Origin of the sequence: Geomonas paludis, from assembly GCF_014193585.1 — a bacterium.
Taxonomy (GTDB): Bacteria; Desulfobacterota; Desulfuromonadia; order Geobacterales; family Geobacteraceae; genus Geomonas; species Geomonas paludis.
Genome location: NZ_BLXY01000021.1, coordinates 1 through 17,784, shown reverse-complemented (window position 1 = coordinate 17,784; position 17,784 = coordinate 1). Strand labels below are relative to the sequence as shown.

The 17,784-nt window shown below is 66.1% G+C and carries 13 protein-coding genes; all 13 read left to right on the top strand.

Features of this window, described 5'->3' with window-relative positions; all coding sequences use genetic code 11:
- Positions 1 to 93 precede the first annotated feature (93 nt).
- Positions 94 to 1,413: a B12-binding domain-containing radical SAM protein gene (locus H7687_RS21135; protein ID WP_183351144.1), complete on the top strand. Its 1,320-nt coding sequence runs from the start codon at positions 94 to 96 to the stop codon at positions 1,411 to 1,413.
- Positions 1,414 to 1,417: 4 nt separating this feature from the next.
- On the top strand, positions 1,418 to 3,169 hold the full coding sequence (locus tag H7687_RS21130; RefSeq protein WP_183351142.1) for a tetratricopeptide repeat protein: 1,752 nt from the start codon (positions 1,418 to 1,420) through the stop codon (positions 3,167 to 3,169).
- A 455-nt stretch (positions 3,170 to 3,624) separates the two neighbouring features.
- Positions 3,625 to 4,965 (top strand): B12-binding domain-containing radical SAM protein, encoded by a 1,341-nt coding sequence (locus tag H7687_RS21125; protein WP_183351140.1) that lies wholly within the window; start codon positions 3,625 to 3,627, stop codon positions 4,963 to 4,965.
- Positions 4,966 to 5,433, top strand: a complete 468-nt coding sequence (locus H7687_RS21120; protein WP_183351138.1) for a hypothetical protein — start codon at positions 4,966 to 4,968, stop codon at positions 5,431 to 5,433.
- Entirely contained in the window at positions 5,427 to 6,653 is a 1,227-nt protein-coding gene (locus H7687_RS21115; RefSeq protein ID WP_183351136.1) for an ABC transporter permease, read from the top strand. The genes H7687_RS21120 and H7687_RS21115 overlap by 7 nt, the downstream gene beginning before the upstream one ends.
- Before the next feature lies 1 nt (position 6,654).
- Entirely contained in the window at positions 6,655 to 7,815 is a 1,161-nt protein-coding gene (locus H7687_RS21110; RefSeq protein ID WP_183351134.1) for an ABC transporter permease, read from the top strand.
- Positions 7,816 to 8,125: 310 nt separating this feature from the next.
- Positions 8,126 to 8,803: an ABC transporter ATP-binding protein gene (locus tag H7687_RS21105; protein ID WP_183351132.1), complete on the top strand. Its 678-nt coding sequence runs from the start codon at positions 8,126 to 8,128 to the stop codon at positions 8,801 to 8,803.
- Positions 8,797 to 10,131, top strand: a complete 1,335-nt coding sequence (locus tag H7687_RS21100; protein WP_183351130.1) for a DUF2318 domain-containing protein — start codon at positions 8,797 to 8,799, stop codon at positions 10,129 to 10,131. The genes H7687_RS21105 and H7687_RS21100 overlap by 7 nt, the downstream gene beginning before the upstream one ends.
- Complete coding sequence (locus H7687_RS21095; protein ID WP_183351128.1) at positions 10,128 to 11,360, top strand: hypothetical protein; 1,233 nt, start codon at positions 10,128 to 10,130, stop codon at positions 11,358 to 11,360. Before H7687_RS21100 ends, H7687_RS21095 begins: the two co-directional genes overlap by 4 nt.
- A complete protein-coding gene (locus tag H7687_RS21090; RefSeq protein ID WP_246405056.1) occupies positions 11,360 to 11,767 on the top strand; it encodes an HsmA family protein in 408 nt (135 codons plus the stop codon). Before H7687_RS21095 ends, H7687_RS21090 begins: the two co-directional genes overlap by 1 nt.
- Positions 11,768 to 11,968: 201 nt before the next feature.
- The gene (locus tag H7687_RS21085) at positions 11,969 to 13,390 is read left to right on the top strand and encodes a B12-binding domain-containing radical SAM protein (RefSeq protein ID WP_183351126.1); all 1,422 of its coding nucleotides are present in this window, start codon (positions 11,969 to 11,971) and stop codon (positions 13,388 to 13,390) included.
- A 46-nt stretch (positions 13,391 to 13,436) separates the two neighbouring features.
- Positions 13,437 to 14,903 carry a B12-binding domain-containing radical SAM protein gene (locus tag H7687_RS21080; RefSeq protein ID WP_183351124.1) on the top strand — a complete coding sequence of 489 codons (1,467 nt, stop codon included), beginning with the start codon at positions 13,437 to 13,439 and terminating at the stop codon, positions 14,901 to 14,903.
- A gap of 375 nt (positions 14,904 to 15,278) precedes the next feature.
- The coding region (locus H7687_RS21075; RefSeq protein WP_183351122.1) for an InlB B-repeat-containing protein at positions 15,279 to 17,784 on the top strand (2,506 nt) is incomplete at its 3' end.

Here is a 17,784-nt window from a genome sequence, read left to right as displayed (position 1 = left end):
GCTGCAATCGGCTCTGTTATCCCTTCGTGGCGCCTCCCTCACCCGGCCTGCGGCCACCCTCTCCCGGAGGGCGAGGGTTTTTAAAGGCAAAGCATGAAAATCATCTACATCTTTCCCCCCCTGGGGCACGCCGGTGAGCAGGTCAGGAGCATGCCGCTCATGCCGCCGGTCCTCGAATATCTTGCCGGTCTCACTTCCCGCGTCCGCCCCGACGCGGACATCCGTCTCATCAACGCCAACGTCGAACGCTTCGAGGTCGATGAGCTCTGCGCCGACGTGGTCGGCATCAGCATCCTCACCCACCAGTCCTCCTGGGCCTACCGCACCGCCGACCGCCTCCGCGCCCGCGGCGTCAAGGTGATGCTCGGCGGGCCTCATCCGTCGGTGCTCCCGGACGAGGCGAAACAGCACGCGGACAGCGTAGTGGTGGGGGAGGCCGAGAGCGTGCTGGCGACCGTGCTCGAGGACGTGGAGCGTGGGGAGATGCAGCCGTTCTACCACGGCCAGCTCCTGCCGGTGGATGGTGCCGCCTTCCCGCGGCGCGACCTGGCGCCCGGCTACGTGTTCCGTTCCTTCTTCACCTCCCGGGGGTGTCCCTACGACTGCAAATTCTGCGCAACACCCGAGTTGCACGGCCACCACATGCGCTACCGCCCCATCGAGGACGTGATCCTCGACCTTGGCAGCTGCAAGCACAAGATGTGGTTTTGCACCGACGCGGACAGCTGGGGTCCCAACGTGCCCCGTTACACCGACCTGTTCCGTGAGATGGCTACGTCCCTGCCTGGCATCCACTGGGTCGGCGAGACCAGCATCGCCTCCGTGCAGCACCCGATGGGCGAGGAGATGCTCAGATGGGCGCGGCGCTCGGGGCTGATGCAGGTCTGGATCGGCTGGGAGAGTTTCTCCGACGCCACCCTCAGGGAGTACGGCGCCACGCCCAAGATGCTCGACGAGCGCGAGGAGGCCCTGAAGAAGATCCGGGACAACGGCATCGACGTGGTGCTCTTCATCATGCTCGGCGCGCGCAACGAATCCCTGGACGAGTACCAGCGGGTGCTGGAGATGTGCGACCGGCTCGCCGTCACGCCGCACCCGGTGATGGTGGTCCCCTATCCCGGCACCGCCATGTACCAGGAATTGCGACAGGACACCCTGCACTTCGGGGAGTGGGACTACTACGACGGCATGCACTCGATATTGACGCAGCAAGGCGGCGACAACCTTGCGCACGAAGAGGCCCTGAAGCAGCTCTGGGTCGATTCCTTCACCTGGCCCCGGATCCTGAGGAGGCTGAAAGCGCTCCCGCTCAAGGGGTTCCCCAACGCGCACATCGCCTCGGGCATCGTGCAGGCGGCGCTGAGAAAGGCGTTCCTCGAGTTCCGGGCGCTGGAGACAGCCAAGGGAAAGTGATGCCATGACGTCTCGACGCGACAACCTGCCAGGATGCGCAGTTGCCCCCGGGGTCCCCGCGATTCCGGTCTGGGGGCTGCTGGCGCTCGTGTGCCTGGTTGCCTTCGCCGTCTACGGCAACACCCTCTTCATGGGCCTTGTCTGGGACGACGTCCGCCTCATCAAGGAAGACTCCCTGGTACGAAGCCTGCTGAACCTGCCGCTCATGTTCAGCACCGATGTCTGGTATGGAAGCCTCACCGATGCCACTCCGGCCCCCTACTACCGCCCCCTCTTCAAGGCTTCCCTCGCACTGGATTACGCCTTCTGGGGCGAAAACCCCTTCGGCTATCACCTGACCAACGCCCTGCTGCACGTTGCCGCGTCGCTTTGTTGCTTCCTGGCCGCGGCCAAGTTCCTGCGCTCGCACGGGGCCGCCTTTTTCGCGGCGCTGGTTTTTGCCGTTCATCCCGTTCACAGCGAGGCGGTGGCGTGGATCTCGGCCCGCAACGAGTCGCTCTGCGCCATCTTCATGCTGCTCTCCTTCCTTTGCTACCTCCGCTTCAAGGATGGGAGCAGGGTGGCGGATCTCATCCTCTCCCTGGGCGCCTTCTTCCTATCGCTCCTCGCCAAGGAGATGTCGATAACGCTCCCCGCGCTCGTCCTGCTGCACGAGCTCTCTTTCGGCTCGGGGGGCTTCCGCACCAGGCTCCGTCTGCCGCTGTTGTTCGCCCTGGCCGCGGTTCCCTATCTGCTGCTCAGGACGATGATCCTGGAGGCGGCGACCTGGGGCGGTCCCCCCCTGGTCGAGCGGGTCTACACCTCCTTCGGCCTACTGGCGCGCTACCTGCGGCTCCTGGTATTCCCGGCCGACCTGAAGGTGTTCTACGACCTCCCGATGCAGCAGAGCTTCTTGGCCGTGGACGTGCTGGCGCCGCTTGCCGTGCTCCTGCTCGTCGTCGCCGCCACGATCCCGGCCTGGAGGGCCGACCGCAGGATCTTCTTCAGCATGTGCTGGATACTCATCACCCTGGCGCCGGTATCGGGGATACCGGGCGTGCTGGCGCCGGCTCTCATGGCGGAGCGCTATCTCTACATCCCCTCCGTGGGCCTTGCCTTTTTGGCAGGTACCGGCCTGCTGATGGCCTGGGAGCGGACGGCGCAACGGAGCGGGGCGGCACCCTGGCAGCGGGGGGTACTGCTGACCGGAGGGCTCCTGGTGGCGGTCCTCGCTTTTGCGAGCGTCCAGCGCAACCACGCCTGGGACAACGATGCGGTCTTCAAGGAGAGATGGGTCCACGATGCGCCCGGCGACGCGGGGGGGCACACGAGCCTGGGCGTCGTGTACGAGTCGCAGGGACGCTACGACGAGGCGGTCAGGGAGTACTCCGAGGCCCTGCGTATCAGGCCGAACAACATCGAGGCGCGCACCAACCTCGGCGTGGTCTACGACAAGACGGGGCGATTCAGCGAGGCGGAGAGAGAGTACAAGGCCGCCCTGAACCTCGACCCCCGGTTCCCGGAGACATATTACAACCTCGGCATGCTCTACCTGGGCCAGAGCAGGTTCGGCGAGGCGCTGCAAGCCTTTGCTACCGTCCTTACACTCAACCCGCGCTCGGCGGATGCTCACAACAACGTCGCCATGCTCTACCAGAGGCAGGGGCGGATGGATGAGGCGCGGCAGCACCTGGTCCAAGCCCTGCGCCTCGACCCGGAGAACGAACTGTACCGTAGGAACCTCGCGCAGTGCGTGGGCAGGAGCAAAGGCCCGTGAGCATGCTGCACAGGCAGGAATGCAGGAGAGGGCCCGCAACTCGTGCCGGCCGCGCTACGCGCCGCATTCAGTGAGTACGTGGCGTGCAAAGGCTAGGGCTGCACCTCCCCGTCCATCCCCTCGCCCTCTGGGAGAGGGTGGCCGGAGGCCAGGTGAGGGATGTGCCTCGGTAGAGCAGAGAAATGGCCAGCATGTGTAGAAAGAACCGCGCCCTCACCCCGACCCTCTCCCGGAGGGAGAGGGGGGACACGGCGGCCGGAGGGAGAGGGGGGACGCGGCGACCGTAGGGGCGAATAATCATTCGCCCGCCTTTGTTTCTCGGCCTCATGAATCGCACATGAGGCTTAAGGACCATTGCAATATCTCACAGTATCTGAGATATTCCGGCTACGACGCCATCTCGCACCGAAGCCGGTCTAGCCACCTGCTTTCATTAGCAATAGGACGCACCACTCATGAAGCTCGTACTCATCTCTCCCCCGTTCGGTGAAAAGGGGCAAAAATCGAAGGGGCTCCCCATCGCCCCCCCCGTGCTGGAGTACCTGGCAGGGCTGACGCTCCAGGTTCGCCCGGACGTCGAGGTGCAGCTGATCGACGCCAACAAGGAGGTGTTCGACCCGGACCGGCTCGACGCCGACCTGATCGGCTTCACCGTGCTCACGCCGCAGGCCCCCTGGGTGTACCGGGTGTCGGACCGGCTGCGGGCACAGGGGAAACAGGTCCTCTTGGGCGGCATCCACGTCACCGCGCTCCCCGACGAGGCGGCGGCTCACGCCGACGCCATCGTTCTGGGCGAGGCGGAGCAGATCTGGAAGGGACTTCTGGACGACGCCGAGAAGCGGAGCCTGAAGCCGGTGTACCAGGGTGGCTTCCCGGAGTTGAAGGGGCTGCCGCATCCGGTCACCAACCTCTGGAACACCAACTACGTCTACGGCTACTTCCAGACCTCGCGCGGCTGCCCGCACCGCTGCACCTTCTGCTCGGTGCACGAGTTCTTCGGCGGCAAGGTGCGCGTGCGCCCCATCGACGAGGTGGTCGCCGAGATCGCCGCCAGCAAGCGACGCCTGTTCTGGGGCATCGACGACAACGTCTGGGGCGTCAACATGAACTACACCATCGAGCTCTACCGCGAGATGGGCAAGAACCTGACCGGCAAGTCGTGGTTCGGCTCCGGGGACCTGGTCTCGGTGGATCACCCCCGCTCGGCGGAACTGCTGAAGAACGCCCGCAGCGCCGGGCTCACCGCGGTGCTGGTCGGCTGGGAATCGAACAACATCGGCAGCCTCGAGGAATACAAGGCGACCAACAAGCAGGGGCGCCAGCGCCGCGACGCCATCAAGAAGATCCGCGACGCCGGCATCGAGGTGATGCTCTTCATGATGATCGGCGGACGCCAGGACCGCCCCGAGGACTACGAGGGGATCCTGAAGCTGTGCGACGAACTGAAGGTCTCGGCGCACCCGGTGATGACCACCCCCTTCCCGGGGACCGAGCTGTACAAGATCTACGAGCCGTACCTCATTCCCGGTCACGACTGGGATTCCTTCGACGGCAACCACGCGGTCTTCTCCCACGACGATCCCGCCATGAGCGTGGAGTTCCGCGAGGACGCCATCGTCAAGCTGCGCGCCGAGCTGTTCACCATCCCGCGCATCCTGTCGCGCATCCCGCAGGTGGGGTGGCGCGGCTTCCCCATGTCGCACATCACCTCGTGGATGATCCAGTACCCGCAGGGGAGGGCGTTCAAGCAGTTCGCCCGCGAGCGGGAAGAGCTGAAGGCGAAGGGAGTCCTGTAAATGAACGAAATGAACCAGTACCTGACTTCGCTGCTGCAGCAGTCCCCCTGGCTCGGGGTCGCGGTGATGATGAACAACTACTTCCACGACGTCGCCACGGCCATGCTGGCGGCCTCCGCCTTCTGCCTGTACGCGGTGCACCGGGTCGAGGCCGCGCTGGGCACGCCCGAGGCGGCGCTCTTCTTCCTGAAGACGCACCGGCTCATGGTGCGCTTCTTCCGCTTCGCCTTCTGGTGGATCATCCTGGGGGGCGTGCCGCGCACCATCTTCTACGTGAGCTTCGAGTGGAACCACTTCGCGGACAAGCAGCAGGTGCCGGCCCTGATGGTGAAGCACGTGCTCATGGTGGTACTGGTGGTCTGGGGCGTCATGGCCTGGAGAAAGCTGAAGGCCAAGGTCGCCCGCCTCACCGACAGCCTCCCGGCGGAACTGCGCGCAACCCTTAACGGGGACGGGTGCGGATGCTGATCCGCATCCTGAAAAACTCTTTCCTGAAGCGCCCGAAGCCCGTGCTCCTGGTGCTTTTGTCCATCGTCATGGGCTCGGCGGTCGCCACCGCCTTCCTCGGCATTTCCGGCGAGTTGTCGCACAAGATGGCGCTGGAGCTCAGGAGCTACGGCGCCAACATCGTGCTGGAGCCGGCGGCGGGGGAGGCGGGGGCGCTCAGGTCCGACGACCTCCCCAAGATCAAGACCATCTTCTGGAAACACAACATCGTCGGCTTCGCCCCGTACCTCTTCGGGCAGGTCGATTTTGCCTCGGCGGCCGGGCGGCAGCGCGGCGTCGTGGCCGGCACCTGGTTCGGCAGGCCGCTGCAGGTGCCGGGGGAGCCGGATTCGATCCAGGGAGTCAAGGTGACCGCGCCCTGGTGGGACCTGAACGGACGCTGGCCGGAGACGCCGGACGAGGCGGTGATCGGCGCGGCGCTGGCCAAGCGCCTCAAGGTAGGCCCCGGTTTTGACATCACGGCTGTGGCCGGCGGCAAGAGCCGCACCTTCCGGATCGTCGGCGTCGCCACCACCGGCGGTTTCGAGGAGGAGCAGCTCTTCGCGCCCTTGGCCGAAGTGCAGACCCTTTTGAACAAGCCGGGGCAGCTCTCCCGCGTGCTGGTGAGCGCCCTCACCGTCCCCATGGACGACTTCGGCCGCAAGGACCCTTCCCTGATGACCCGCGAGGAGTACGAGAAGTGGTACTGCACCGCCTACGTGACCTCGGTGGCCAAGGGGGTGGAGGAAGTGATGGGGGGCAGCCGCGCCAAGCCCATCTGGCAGATCGCCAGCGCCGAGGGGGCGCTCCTCAAGAAGCTGGAGAGCCTGATGCTCCTGCTCACCGTGCTGGCCCTCTTCTCCGCCGCCTGTGCCGTCTCCTCGAGCCTCATGGCCTCCATGGCCAAGAGAAGCCCCGAAATCGCCCTGATGAAGACCATGGGTGCCGACCGGTTCCAGATCGCCGCCATCTTTCTGGGGGAGACCCTGGTCATCTCCCTCCTGGGCGGCCTTCTCGGGTATCTCGCCGGGGACCGGCTCGCCGTCGTCATCAGCCACACCGTGTTCGATTCCACCGTAACCTCCCCGCTGTGGCTCTTCCCGACCGCCATCGGCGCCGCCCTCGCGGTGGCCCTGGCCGGGAGCGCGGCTCCCCTAAAAAGGGCGCTTGCCGTCGAGCCGGTGCGGGTGCTGAAGGGATGATATGACCAGGCGCCGCTGGCTGACCCATATCGTGTTGCGCGCCCTGGTCCACCGCAGGGGACGCACGCTCTTGCTCCTGGCCGTGCTGACCCTGGCCTCCAGCCTCGCCACCGCCCTCGGACTCGTCTCCGCCTCGATGCGGGCGCGGGTGGCCGAGGAGACCAAAAAGTACGGCGCCAACCTGGTCATTATGCCCGAGAGCGCGCGCGTCGAAGTGGGCAGCGGCGGGTTGCGTTTCGGGGCCATCGGCGACCCCGCCTACCTGTCCCAGGACCAGGTCCTCGCCGCGCTGGCCAAGAGCGGCGTGAAGGGGAATTACTCCTGGCACCTCAAGGGGACGCTCACCCTGAAGGGGGTGCAGATCCCGTGCGAAGGGGTGGACTTTGCCCAGGTGCGCCGGATTTCGCCGTGGTGGCAGGTCGCCGGGGACTGGCCCAGGGAAGGGGAAGTGCTGGGAGGAAGTGACCTCACCCCGCGCTACCACATTCACACCGGTGATCTTTTCGATTTTGCCGGAGGGGAGGGGAACCTGCGGGTGCGCGTCGCCGGCGTGGTGAGCACCGGCGGCGACGAGGACGGCACCCTCTTCATCGATCTGAAGGAACTGCAGCGACAGATGGGCCGGCCGGGGCAGGTGAGCCAGGTGCGGCTGCTGGCGGATACGGTGCAGGGTAGCCTGCAGGATCAGGCGGCCCTGCTGCAGCGCCATCTTCCCGGCGCGGTGGTGAAGGAATTGCGCCAGGTCGGGCGCACCAGCGAGGACCTTTTGGGCAAAGTGCAGCTGTTGATGCTGCTCGTTACCGCGGTGGTGCTGGTGACCGCCGGGAGCAGCGTGGCGGGGACCATGAGCACCACCGTGCTGGAGCGCGGCAAGGAGATCGGGCTGATGAAGGCCATGGGAGGCTCGCGCTGGGACCTCCTCACCATCTTCAGTGTCGAGGCGCTGCTGCTGGGGGTGGGCGCCGGAGCCGGGGGCTTCCTGTTGGGCGGCCTGATCGCCAAATTCGTCGCGCGCAGCGTGTTCGCCGCGGATGCGGCGCTCCGGCCGGAGTTCTTCCCGGTCGCCATCGGGGTGAGCCTGCTGCTCGCGTTGGCGGGGAGCGTCGGGCCGCTGTTGTCGGTGTTCCGGCTGGACCCGGTGCAGAGCCTGAGAGGGGAGTAATTCCCGCCTGTCCACCCCCTCGCCCTCCGGGAGAGGGTGGCCGAAGGCCGGGTGAGGGGTGTGCCATAGCCCGCTCCGCACCCTTCCGACATACCCAGAGATGCAGCGCCCTCACCCCGACCCTCTCCCGGAGGGAGAGGGGGACGACACAGGCAAGACGTCGGGGGGATGAAAGACCGAAGAGAGAGAACCGAAGTTCCCCTCCCCCGGAGGGGGAGGGTTAGGGAGGGGGAGGTGTTCAAGGCACAGACTTCCCCCCTCCCAACCTCCCCCCTCCGGGGGGAGGAGCTCGAAACGAGAGGGCAACCGCATGGCTGCTGCCATCATAGAAACATCCCAACTTACCCGAAGCTACGGCGACATCTGCGCGCTGAAGCCCCTGGACCTGTGCGTCCCCGAGGGGGAGTGGCTCACGGTGATGGGGCACTCCGGCTCGGGCAAGAGCACCCTTTTGAACCTGCTGGGGGGGCTGGACCGCCCGAGCGGCGGCTCGATCACCGTGCGCGGCACCGACCTCGCCACCCTCTCCGAGGACGGCCTGGCCCGCTTCCGCCGCGACTGCGTCGGCATCATCTTCCAGCAGCACCACCTGATCCCGTACCTGACCGCGCTGGAGAACGTGATGATGTCGCAGTACTTCCACAGCGTGCCGGACGAGGCCGAGGCGCGCCACGCCCTGGAAAGGGTGGGGCTCGGGCACCGGCTCAAGAACCGTCCCGGCGAGCTCTCCGGCGGCGAACAGCAGCGGGTCTGCATCGCGCGCGCCATCATCAACTCCCCGAGGCTCCTCCTGGGCGACGAGCCGACCGGCAACCTCGACCACAAGAGCACCACCATGGTGATGGAACTGCTGCGCGAACTGCGCGACGAGGACCGTTTCAGCATCGTCATGGTGACCCACAACCAGGAAGTGGCCGCCTGGGGGGACCGCACCATCCACATGGACGACGGCTGCCTGGTGCGCGAAGAGAGAACCAAAGGGTGCTGACCGCGCTCAAGGTGATACCCCAGCTGCTCTGCTGGGCGATCCTGGTGCCGGTGCTATCCCCCAGCCTGGCCGGGACCGCGACCGCCGTCGCTGCCGCGGCGGGATTCGTGGCGGGGGTCGCCGGGGAGAACCTGCTGCTCGCCTACGTGGGGGGGGAGATCCCCTTCCGCCCGCTGCGCGGCATCTGCGGCGTCATCTTCCTGCTGCTCTGGGGTGCCTCGGTGTGGGCCCTGTACCGCAGCGGCTCCACCCGCTCCGAGGCGGAGCCCCCTGCTCCCGGCCCGATCGCGGCGGGCGCGGCGGCGGTCTCTGTCGGCGTGCTGGCCGGAGCGCTCACGCTCTGCCGCCTGGCTCCGCTGGACGGCGGCGCGGTGCGCCTGATCCCGTACCTCTCGCTTGCCGGCGCCGGGGCCGTCGTGGCCCTGGGCGCCGCCTTCCTGGCCAAATACCTGCCTGAGCGGCTGGCGCCGCGGGGGATCCCGCTCCTGGCGCTGGTGGTGTCGGCCCTGATGGTCATGGCCTGCTCGGTGCAGCGGCTCGACCTCTTCTCGCCGCTCTCCATGGAGGTGATGAAGTTCATCCACGATTTCGTGCACCAGTTCTTCGAGTCGATGCTGATCCCGGACCACCCCTTCTTCCGCAGCGACGTCTGGGGCTACATCGGGCTCCTCTTCGGCGACAAGGTGGGGCTTTGGGGCGGACTCGCGCTCTGGTATCTCCCGGTCCTTTTCATTGCGCTGGCACTCAGGCTGGAGCGGCTGCCGTCGGTGGCCCACATCCGCCAGGGGGCGGCGCGGCGCAAGCTGCTCGCTGCCTTCATCCGCGAGCGCCGTCTGCGCCTGGCCGCTCCGCTGCTCGCGCTGCTGTTTCTCACCGGCGCCGCCTACCAGAGCCGCTTTCCCGCCACCGAGTACTGGGATCCGAAACCGATCGAGGTCACCGCGACCCCGGCGGGGCAGATCGCCATCCCCAAGAAGGGTGAGGTCGATCTCGAGGACGGCATGCTGCACAAGTTCAGTTACCGCCAGGGGAGCCGCGAGGCGCGCTTCTTCGTCATGCTCACCCCGGCGGGCCAGTTGGTCACCACCCTGGATGCCTGCGCCATCTGCCAGCCGGAAGGGTACGGCCAGGCCGGCAACGCGGTGATCTGCTACTACTGCCGGACGCTGATCCCGCTGGAGACGGTGGGCAAGCCCGGCGGCTGCAACCCGGTGCCGGTAGCCTGTTCGGTCAGGGGGGACGCCGTGGTCATCGACGCCATGATGCTCTTGAACACCTGGGAGAGCACGGTGCAGGTAACCGCCCACGGCAAGGGGATGGGGAAATGAGCCGTCCCGTATCCATAGCCATGAAGGCCGCCACCTCGCCCGCCGTCACCTCCTGCGTGCTCGCCCTGTTCCTGCTCCTCTACGTGGGGATCGCCTTCGGCAGCAACGAGCCGCTCACCGCACTCATGGCGATCACCCGCGGCAACCCGGCGCTGATCGCCCTGCTGGCGCTGGTGCCCCTGAACGGCGCCGCCCGCCTGGTCGCCGAGAGCCGCTCGTTCCTCAAGCGGTGCCGGGCCCTTGCCGGCGCGGCGGGGATCGATCCCGCCGGACTCTTCGACGACGAGGTCGCACTGCCGCAAACAGCCGCTATCGAGGAGGAGGGGAAACGCCTGGCAGAGCAGGGCTACGCCGTCCGTACCGGTGCCGATTACCTGGCCGCCCGGCGCGGCTGCACCATTTTCCCCGCCCGCTTTCTCTACCTGCTGGGCATGGTGCTTCTCTTCTGCGGCATCCTTGTGAGCCTCACCGGACGCGTCACGCACCGCCAGGTCGTGCTGGAGGGGGAGGCGCTGCCGGTCAGCCGCGACCTGGTGCAGCGCATCGTGCTCAAGGAGGAGCCCGGGCTCTTCCTGCAGCGCACGCTGGACATCGCCGTCGCCGGCGAGGGGGGAGGGGAGCGCCACTTCGGCCTCTACCCGCCCGGCACGCACCGCGGCCACTACCTCTACCCGCGCTACCTCGCCATTGCGCCGCTGTTGCGTTTTTCCGCTCCCGATCTTCCCGGCGGCTTCGAGCAGTTCGCCGTGCTCAGTATCTACCCGCCGGGCAAGGAGGACACGTTCCAGATTCCCGGCTCCCCCTACCGCTTCATCTTCCAGATGGTCCCCGGGGAGGGCGCCGATCCCTACGCCAGCGGCAGCATCATCCTGCAGTTCAGGCTGCTCAAGGGGGAGAGCCAGGTCTGGGCCGGCAGCGCCCACCTCGGCGGGGAGGCGAGCGGCGACGGCTACCGGCTCGCCCTGCCAGAGTTCCGCAGGGCCGTGGTCGCCGATTTCGTGCAGGACGCCGGGGTGCCCCTGATCTGGAGCGCGGCAGCCCTGTTGCTTATGTCGCTGCTCTGGTTCGTCCCGGTCCGGCTCTTCTTGCCGCGCCAGGAGATCCTGTTGCTGCGGCATGCCGGCGGCGTCAACGCCTGCTCCCGTGCCGAGGGGGGGCGCCGTGCCCACGCCGGGCGCTTCCACGAGCTCCTGGACCGGATGCAGCCGGGAGAAGGGGGTGAGCCGTGATGCCGTCCGTCCAGGGCTCGGGCGCCATGCTGGCAGTGGCCATCTTCTGGATGACCCTGGCGCTCATCTTTTACACCTGGGCCGTGTTCAGCGGCCGGCGCCAGGGGCTGCGCACCAAGCACCTGGTCATCTTCGGCATCGGCCTTTTGTGCGACTACATCGGCACGCACCAGATGAACCTCTACGCGCAGGCCTTCGGCAAGGCGCCCCAGATCCACAACATCACCGGGCTCGCCTCGCTTTCGGGGATGGCCTTCCATTTCCTGCTGGCCCTGGCCGCCACCCTGGCCGGGCGCGCCGACGCGGTCAACCGCGTGTTCCACCGGGTCAGCCTGACCATCTACAGCTGCTGGCTGATCGCCTTTTTCAGCGGCGCCTTCTCGGGCATGATGAGGCTTGGCCGGTAAGGGGTACCCGCCCTCATCCGCCCCTGCGGGGCACCTTCCCCCAGAGGGGGAAGGGGTGGACCCGTGATTGCCCGCCGCCCTCCGGGAGAGGATGGCCGCGCGTCGTGCCCTCGCCCTCCGGGAGAGGGTGGCCGAAGGCCGGGTGAGGGAGGCTTTTGAGGGTGGAAAGGCCGGCTGAGGGAGCCTTTGACTGGAACTGACATGAGCGCAGCAAACAACAAAATCCTCCTGGTGACGCCGCCCTATCACAGCGGCATCCCGGAAATCTCCGGGCGCTGGCTCCCCCTGGGGCTCGTGTACCTGGCGGGCGCCGCGCGCGAGGCCGGGGTCGAGGCCGAGATCTACGACGCCATGGCCACCGGCGACGGCTACCCGGAGATCGAGCGGCGCATCGCAGAGGCGGCGCCGCGCTACGTCGCCACCGGCGCCATGACCGCGACCGTGGGCGACGCCATCAGGGTGCTGGAGAGCGCCAAGGCGCTTGACCCTGCCGTGATCACCATCCTGGGCGGTATCCACCCGAGCTTCATGCACCCGGAGATCCTGGGAAGCTCCGCGGCGGTGGATTACATCGTGGTCGGGGAAGGGGAGCAAACGCTCGCGACCCTGCTCAAGACCCTGGAAGAGGGGGGAGATCCGGCGGGCGTGCCGGGGGTCGCGTACCGCGAGGGGGGCGAGGCCAAGGCGACGCCGCCGGCGCCGCTGATCGAGGACCTGGACGCGCTGGCGCCGGCCTGGGACCTGGTGGACTGGTCCCTGTATAGCTACTTCGTCATCCCCGACTCCCGCTTCGCCGCCATCGGCACCTCGCGCGGCTGCAGCCACGACTGCGCCTTTTGCTCCCAGCAGCAGTTCTGGCGCAAGGCCTGGCGCGCCCGCGAGCCCGTCAAGGTGGCGCAGGAGGTCGCGCTCCTGCACCGGCGCTACGGCGTCAACGCGATCCTTATCACCGACGAGCACCCCACCCGGGACGCCGCCCGGTGGGAGCGCTTGCTGGACCTCCTGATCGAGCAGGCGCTGCCGGTGCACCTGATCCTGGAGACCCGCGCCGAGGACGTCCTGCGAGACCGCGACATCTTCTGGAAATACGCCAAGGCCGGGGTGGTGCACATCTCCCTGGGTATCGAGTCCGCGGACCGGCAGATGCTGGAGCGGCTGGGGAAGGAGCAACAGACGGACGCGGCGGCCGAGGCACTCTCCGTCATCCACGCCCACGGCATCGTCAGCGAGGCCTCCTTCATCGTGGGCTTCCCGGACGAGACGCCGGAGAGCGTGCGGGCGACACTCAAAACCGCGCAGCGCTACAACCCGGACAACGCCAACTTCTTTGCGCTGACCCCGTGGCCATATGGCGGAATGCCGGAGTTGGCACCGTTAATCCGCGAAAAGGACTATGCGCGGTACAACTTCATTGACCCGGTGCTGGAACCGGAGTTCATGAGCCTCAAGGAACTGCAGGCGGCAATTAATGATTGCTACCGCAGGTTCTATATGGGTAAAATGCTGGAGTTTATGACCATGAAGGACACCTTCCGGCGCGGTTACCTGGTGCGGGCCACCAAGCTGCTCATGAGCAGTTCCTTCGTGATCGGGAAGCTGAATCCGTGGGGTTCCGGCAGATAGCATCATTCTTGCAGTGGGACAGTTTTGTAACAAAATCGGAGAATTAATGAGCAAGATCCTCTTCATCACCGCACCGTATCACTGCTGGGGCGTCCAGGTCGTCGGCACCTGGCCTCCGCTGCACCTGGCCTACCTCGCCGGCGCCGCCTGCGACACCGGCCACGAGGCACGCATTTTCGATGCGATGAACAAGCGGCTTTCCTTTGATGACATCCGGCGCGAAATCGAGCAGTACCAGCCCGACCTGGTGATGACCCTGGACTACCTGCCGGTCACCGGAGCCATCAGCACCGCCACCGTTCCCTATGCCCTCCGAATTCTTAATATCGCCAAAGAAGTTTGTGGCCAAACCGTAACGCTATTAGGCGGACCCCACCCGAGCTTCATGTACGAGGAGATTCTCGAGGACCGGGACAACCGCGTCGACTACATCATCACCGGAGAACCGGAGCAGACCCTGAAGAAACTGCTGGCGGCGTTGAACGGCGCCGGCGACCCCAAGGCGGTCAAGGGGGTGGCCTACCGGGAGGGGGAGCGTGTCCTCTACACCGGCCGGCAGCCGCACATCGAGGACCTGGACACCCTGCAGCCCGCCTGGCACCTGCTGGACTGGGAGGACTACAACTACCTGGTGGCCCCCTACGGCCGCATGGCCTCCATCCTCACCTCGCGCGGCTGCGACATGGACTGCGCCTTCTGCAGCCAGCGCATGTTCTGGCGCGAGGACTGGCGCTGCAGAAAGCCTGAGAAGGTGGTCGAGGAGATGGAGCATCTCATCGGCACCTACGGCGTCAGCTTCTTCACCCTGATCGATGCCTACCCGACCAAGCACCGCGAGCGCTGGGAACTGTTCCTGGACCTGGTCGTCGAGCGCAAGCTGGGCGTGCACCTCCTGATCGAAACCCGGGTCGAGGACATCATCCGCGACGCCGACATCCTGCACAAGTACCGCGAGGCGGGGATCATCCATGTCTACCTTGGCGCCGAGAGCGCCGACAAGGACGTGCTGGGGAGCCTGAACAAGGGGACCAGCTTCGAGCAGAACAAGCATGCCCTGGACCTGCTGCGGGAGGCTCAGATCATCACCGAGGCCTCGTTCATGATCGGCTTCCCCACCGAGACCTGGGATTCCATCGACAGCACCATCGAGTCCGCCATCTACCTGAACCCGGACATCGCCGTGTTCCCGGTGGTGACCCCGATGCCCTTCACCCCGATCCACGCCCAGATGAAGGATCGCATCCGCGTCTTCGACTACTCCAAGTACAACCTGGTCTGTCCCATCGTGGAGCCGTACCAGATGACCATGGCGGAGATCACCCAGGCGCTGGGCAAGTGCTACATGTCCTTTTACAGCAACAAGATGCAGGAGATCGTCGAGATGGAGGACGGCTTCAAGCGCAAGTACCTCCTGAGCGCCTTCATGCTGATGATGAAAGACCATGGCGAGAGCTTCGACTTCGAGGGCGCCGACATGGAGCGCATGAAGGAACGCATGAAAAAAGTAGCCTGATCCTTCCCCGGGGGGCGGTGTCGAATCTTTCGTGACCGCCTTTTCATTGCACCGTTACCTTCCCGTTACCGTTGTATTGCCAATCCCATCCTTTTTTCCGAAAACCCTTCCGGTGATATCACCGAACCGCCCCCGCCAGGGGGGCTGCAACCGCCGCTGGCCGTTAAAATTCGCCAACTGCCTCCACTGCACCTCTCCCAAAAAACTCCCGCTGCCTCTGGGGGTTTGACGCCCCACCGAAAAAAGTTGCCCTTTCGTCATATGACGTAACGTATACCGGGTATGCTTCTTGCTCCTAGATGCGTCCTGTAGGACAACTTCGTACCTCTTTATACGTCCAATCCCGCACTAGAAGATGAGAGACAGGGGAAGGTTATGCTGAAAAAGACACTGGCTGTTCTGGCTGCTACGGCCATCATATCGGGGGCGCTCTCTTGGGCTGCAACATCGTTCCAGCTGCAGACGAAGCTGACGAGTGCCGGCGGCACGCTCCAGGTCCGCAACAATGCAGTACAGACAGTGGCAGGTACCACCGTTTACAGCAACTTCACCACGGCCGCCCCGGTCCCGGTGCGGGTCACCGCCAACCCCGGCTACAAGATTTCCAGTCTGACCAAGAGCGGCGTAGCCCAGGTGATCGGTAACTACACCACCCATTACTACACCACGGTGCAGAAGTCGGACGGATCGGTGCAGGCCCTGGTGGCCGGCTTCGCCATCCAGAAGTACACCGTGACCGGTACCGCTTCCGGCCCCGGCACCGTCACCCCGGCCAGCTCCTCGATCGCCTACGGCAGCAACGCCACCCTCACCGCCAGCCCGAACGCCGGCGCAGTGTTGACCGGCGTCACCGGCGGCACGGCCACCGTTTCCGGCAGCCCGGTCGTCTACCCCTGCTCCACCCCGGCCACCATCACGGTGACCAACGTGACCGGTCCCAGGACCGTGCAGGCCGTCTTCTCCGCGGTCGGGGCCAACGCCGGCGAGAACCAGACCGCCATGGTCGTCACCAAGGTGACCCTGAGGGGCACCCTGCAGGGGGGCGGCACCTTCACCTGGGTCCAGGACAGCGGCCCCGCGGTCACCCTGACCGGCGCCGGCACCTTGAACCCCGAGTTCACTCCGATGACGCTGGGGACCTACGTGTTCCGTCTCACCCAGTACTTAAGCGGCGTGGCCGTCGCCACCTCGACCACCCAGGTCAAGGTCGTCGACTCGCTGATCAGCTCCATGAGGACCGACTGCAACGGCTGCCACGGCCCTACCGGCATCTACCCGACCCCGCAGGCGTTTATCTCCTGGTCCTCCTCGAACCACAAGTACCTCGGCGTCTCCTGCGTTTCCTGCCACACCACGGGCGCCATGCCGACCCCGGTCAACACGACCACGGTCGATTCCAGCACCTTCGCCAACCTCAATGCCAGCGCCGGTCCGGTCGGCGGCTACTTCTGCGCCGCCTGCCACACCGAATCCATCTTTGCGGGCTACGACCGCTCCTTGCACAAAACCAAGGGCGTCACCTGTATCTCCTGCCACAAGGGCGGCCCGCACCTGCCTGAGGCCGAGCCCGGCGTCTGCCAGGAGTGCCACTACAACGGCCTGGGCATCGTCCCCAACCACACGGTCGACATCGGCCCCAACGTTATCTGTATCTCCTGTCACAACCCGCACTCCACCTTCGCGGCGGTGCAGGGCGACCTGGAGACGCTGCACTACGGCAACATGACCACCGGCGCCTACCCGGCGACCTACGTCACCTCGCGCGCCGCCTGCACCGACTGCCACTTCTCGACGGTCACCAACCAGGCGATCCGCCAGGCATGGTACACCTCCGGCCACGCCAAGGGGAGTGCACCGGCATTTGCCTCCTACGACTTCAAGACCATGGACGGCTGCGTGCAGTGCCACACCACCACCGGCTTCGTGAACTTCTCCACGGGCAAGGTCACCACGGCTTGGGGTGTCGCTTCGGACAAGACCAAGGAGATGGTCACCTGCCGCGCCTGCCACATCGACATCGTCACCGGTGCGCTGCGCACCGTGCAGCCGTCCAAGCCGTTCGCCAACGAGCCGGCCTACGTCAACCCGGCGGTGGGCGAGTCCAACCTGTGCGTGACCTGTCACAGCGGCACCAACACCGGCCAGGTGATCACGACGCAGCTGCAGGCCAACGCCGACTTCACCAACATGGCCTTCATCCAGCCGCACTATGCGACTGCCGCGGCCGCCATGTACGCCAAGGGCGGCTACCACTTCCCGGGTCGCAACTATGACCTGGGCGCCACCCACAGCAACCTGGGCAGTACCAACGCCAAGGGTCCCTGCGTCTCGTGCCACAGAAACGGCACCTACGGCCACTCCTTCAGAAGCGGCGTGAGCACCGTGTGCACCACCTGCCACGGCGCCAACATGCCGGAAGAGCAGCGCCAGCTGGCGCGCGATTCCTTCGTCAGCCTGCTGGAAGTGCTCCGTGCCCAGTTGGCCGCCAAGGGCTTCGTCTACACCCAGAACGCGCCGCACTTTGCCCAGCGCAACTGGGGCTCCGGTCAGCAGGGTGCCAACGTCATGGGTGCGGCCTTCAACTACGCCTTCCTGGTGCGCGAGTTGGGCTCCTTCGGCCACAACCCGCGCTACTCCAAGCAGCTGGCCATGGACTCTATCGACATCCTGGACAACGGCGTGATCGACGACTCGGTGACCACGCTTGCGGTGCCGACCTTGCGTGACGCGGGCGCCATCAGCCAGGCGGTTGCCGACTCCGTGATCGCCTACAAGGCGCGCAACCTGTGCATCACCTGCCACGGCGGCTCCGCTTCCACCCCGAGCCCGATGGCGACCAACCAGCACGGCACCCACATCACCGCGGTCTACGGCCCGGGCG

Excerpts from the sequence above, each read along its gene's own strand:
- H7687_RS21135 (WP_183351144.1), top strand. The coding sequence starts at position 94 with ATGAAAATCATCTACATCTTTCCCCCCCTGGGGCACGCCGGTGAGCAG.
- H7687_RS21130 (WP_183351142.1), top strand. The coding sequence starts at position 1,418 with ATGACGTCTCGACGCGACAACCTGCCAGGATGCGCAGTTGCCCCCGGG.
- H7687_RS21125 (WP_183351140.1), top strand. The coding sequence starts at position 3,625 with ATGAAGCTCGTACTCATCTCTCCCCCGTTCGGTGAAAAGGGGCAAAAA.
- H7687_RS21120 (WP_183351138.1), top strand. The coding sequence starts at position 4,966 with ATGAACGAAATGAACCAGTACCTGACTTCGCTGCTGCAGCAGTCCCCC.
- H7687_RS21115 (WP_183351136.1), top strand. The coding sequence starts at position 5,427 with ATGCTGATCCGCATCCTGAAAAACTCTTTCCTGAAGCGCCCGAAGCCC.
- H7687_RS21110 (WP_183351134.1), top strand. The coding sequence starts at position 6,655 with ATGACCAGGCGCCGCTGGCTGACCCATATCGTGTTGCGCGCCCTGGTC.
- H7687_RS21105 (WP_183351132.1), top strand. The coding sequence starts at position 8,126 with ATGGCTGCTGCCATCATAGAAACATCCCAACTTACCCGAAGCTACGGC.
- H7687_RS21095 (WP_183351128.1), top strand. The coding sequence starts at position 10,128 with ATGAGCCGTCCCGTATCCATAGCCATGAAGGCCGCCACCTCGCCCGCC.
- H7687_RS21090 (WP_246405056.1), top strand. The coding sequence starts at position 11,360 with ATGCCGTCCGTCCAGGGCTCGGGCGCCATGCTGGCAGTGGCCATCTTC.
- H7687_RS21085 (WP_183351126.1), top strand. The coding sequence starts at position 11,969 with ATGAGCGCAGCAAACAACAAAATCCTCCTGGTGACGCCGCCCTATCAC.
- H7687_RS21080 (WP_183351124.1), top strand. The coding sequence starts at position 13,437 with ATGAGCAAGATCCTCTTCATCACCGCACCGTATCACTGCTGGGGCGTC.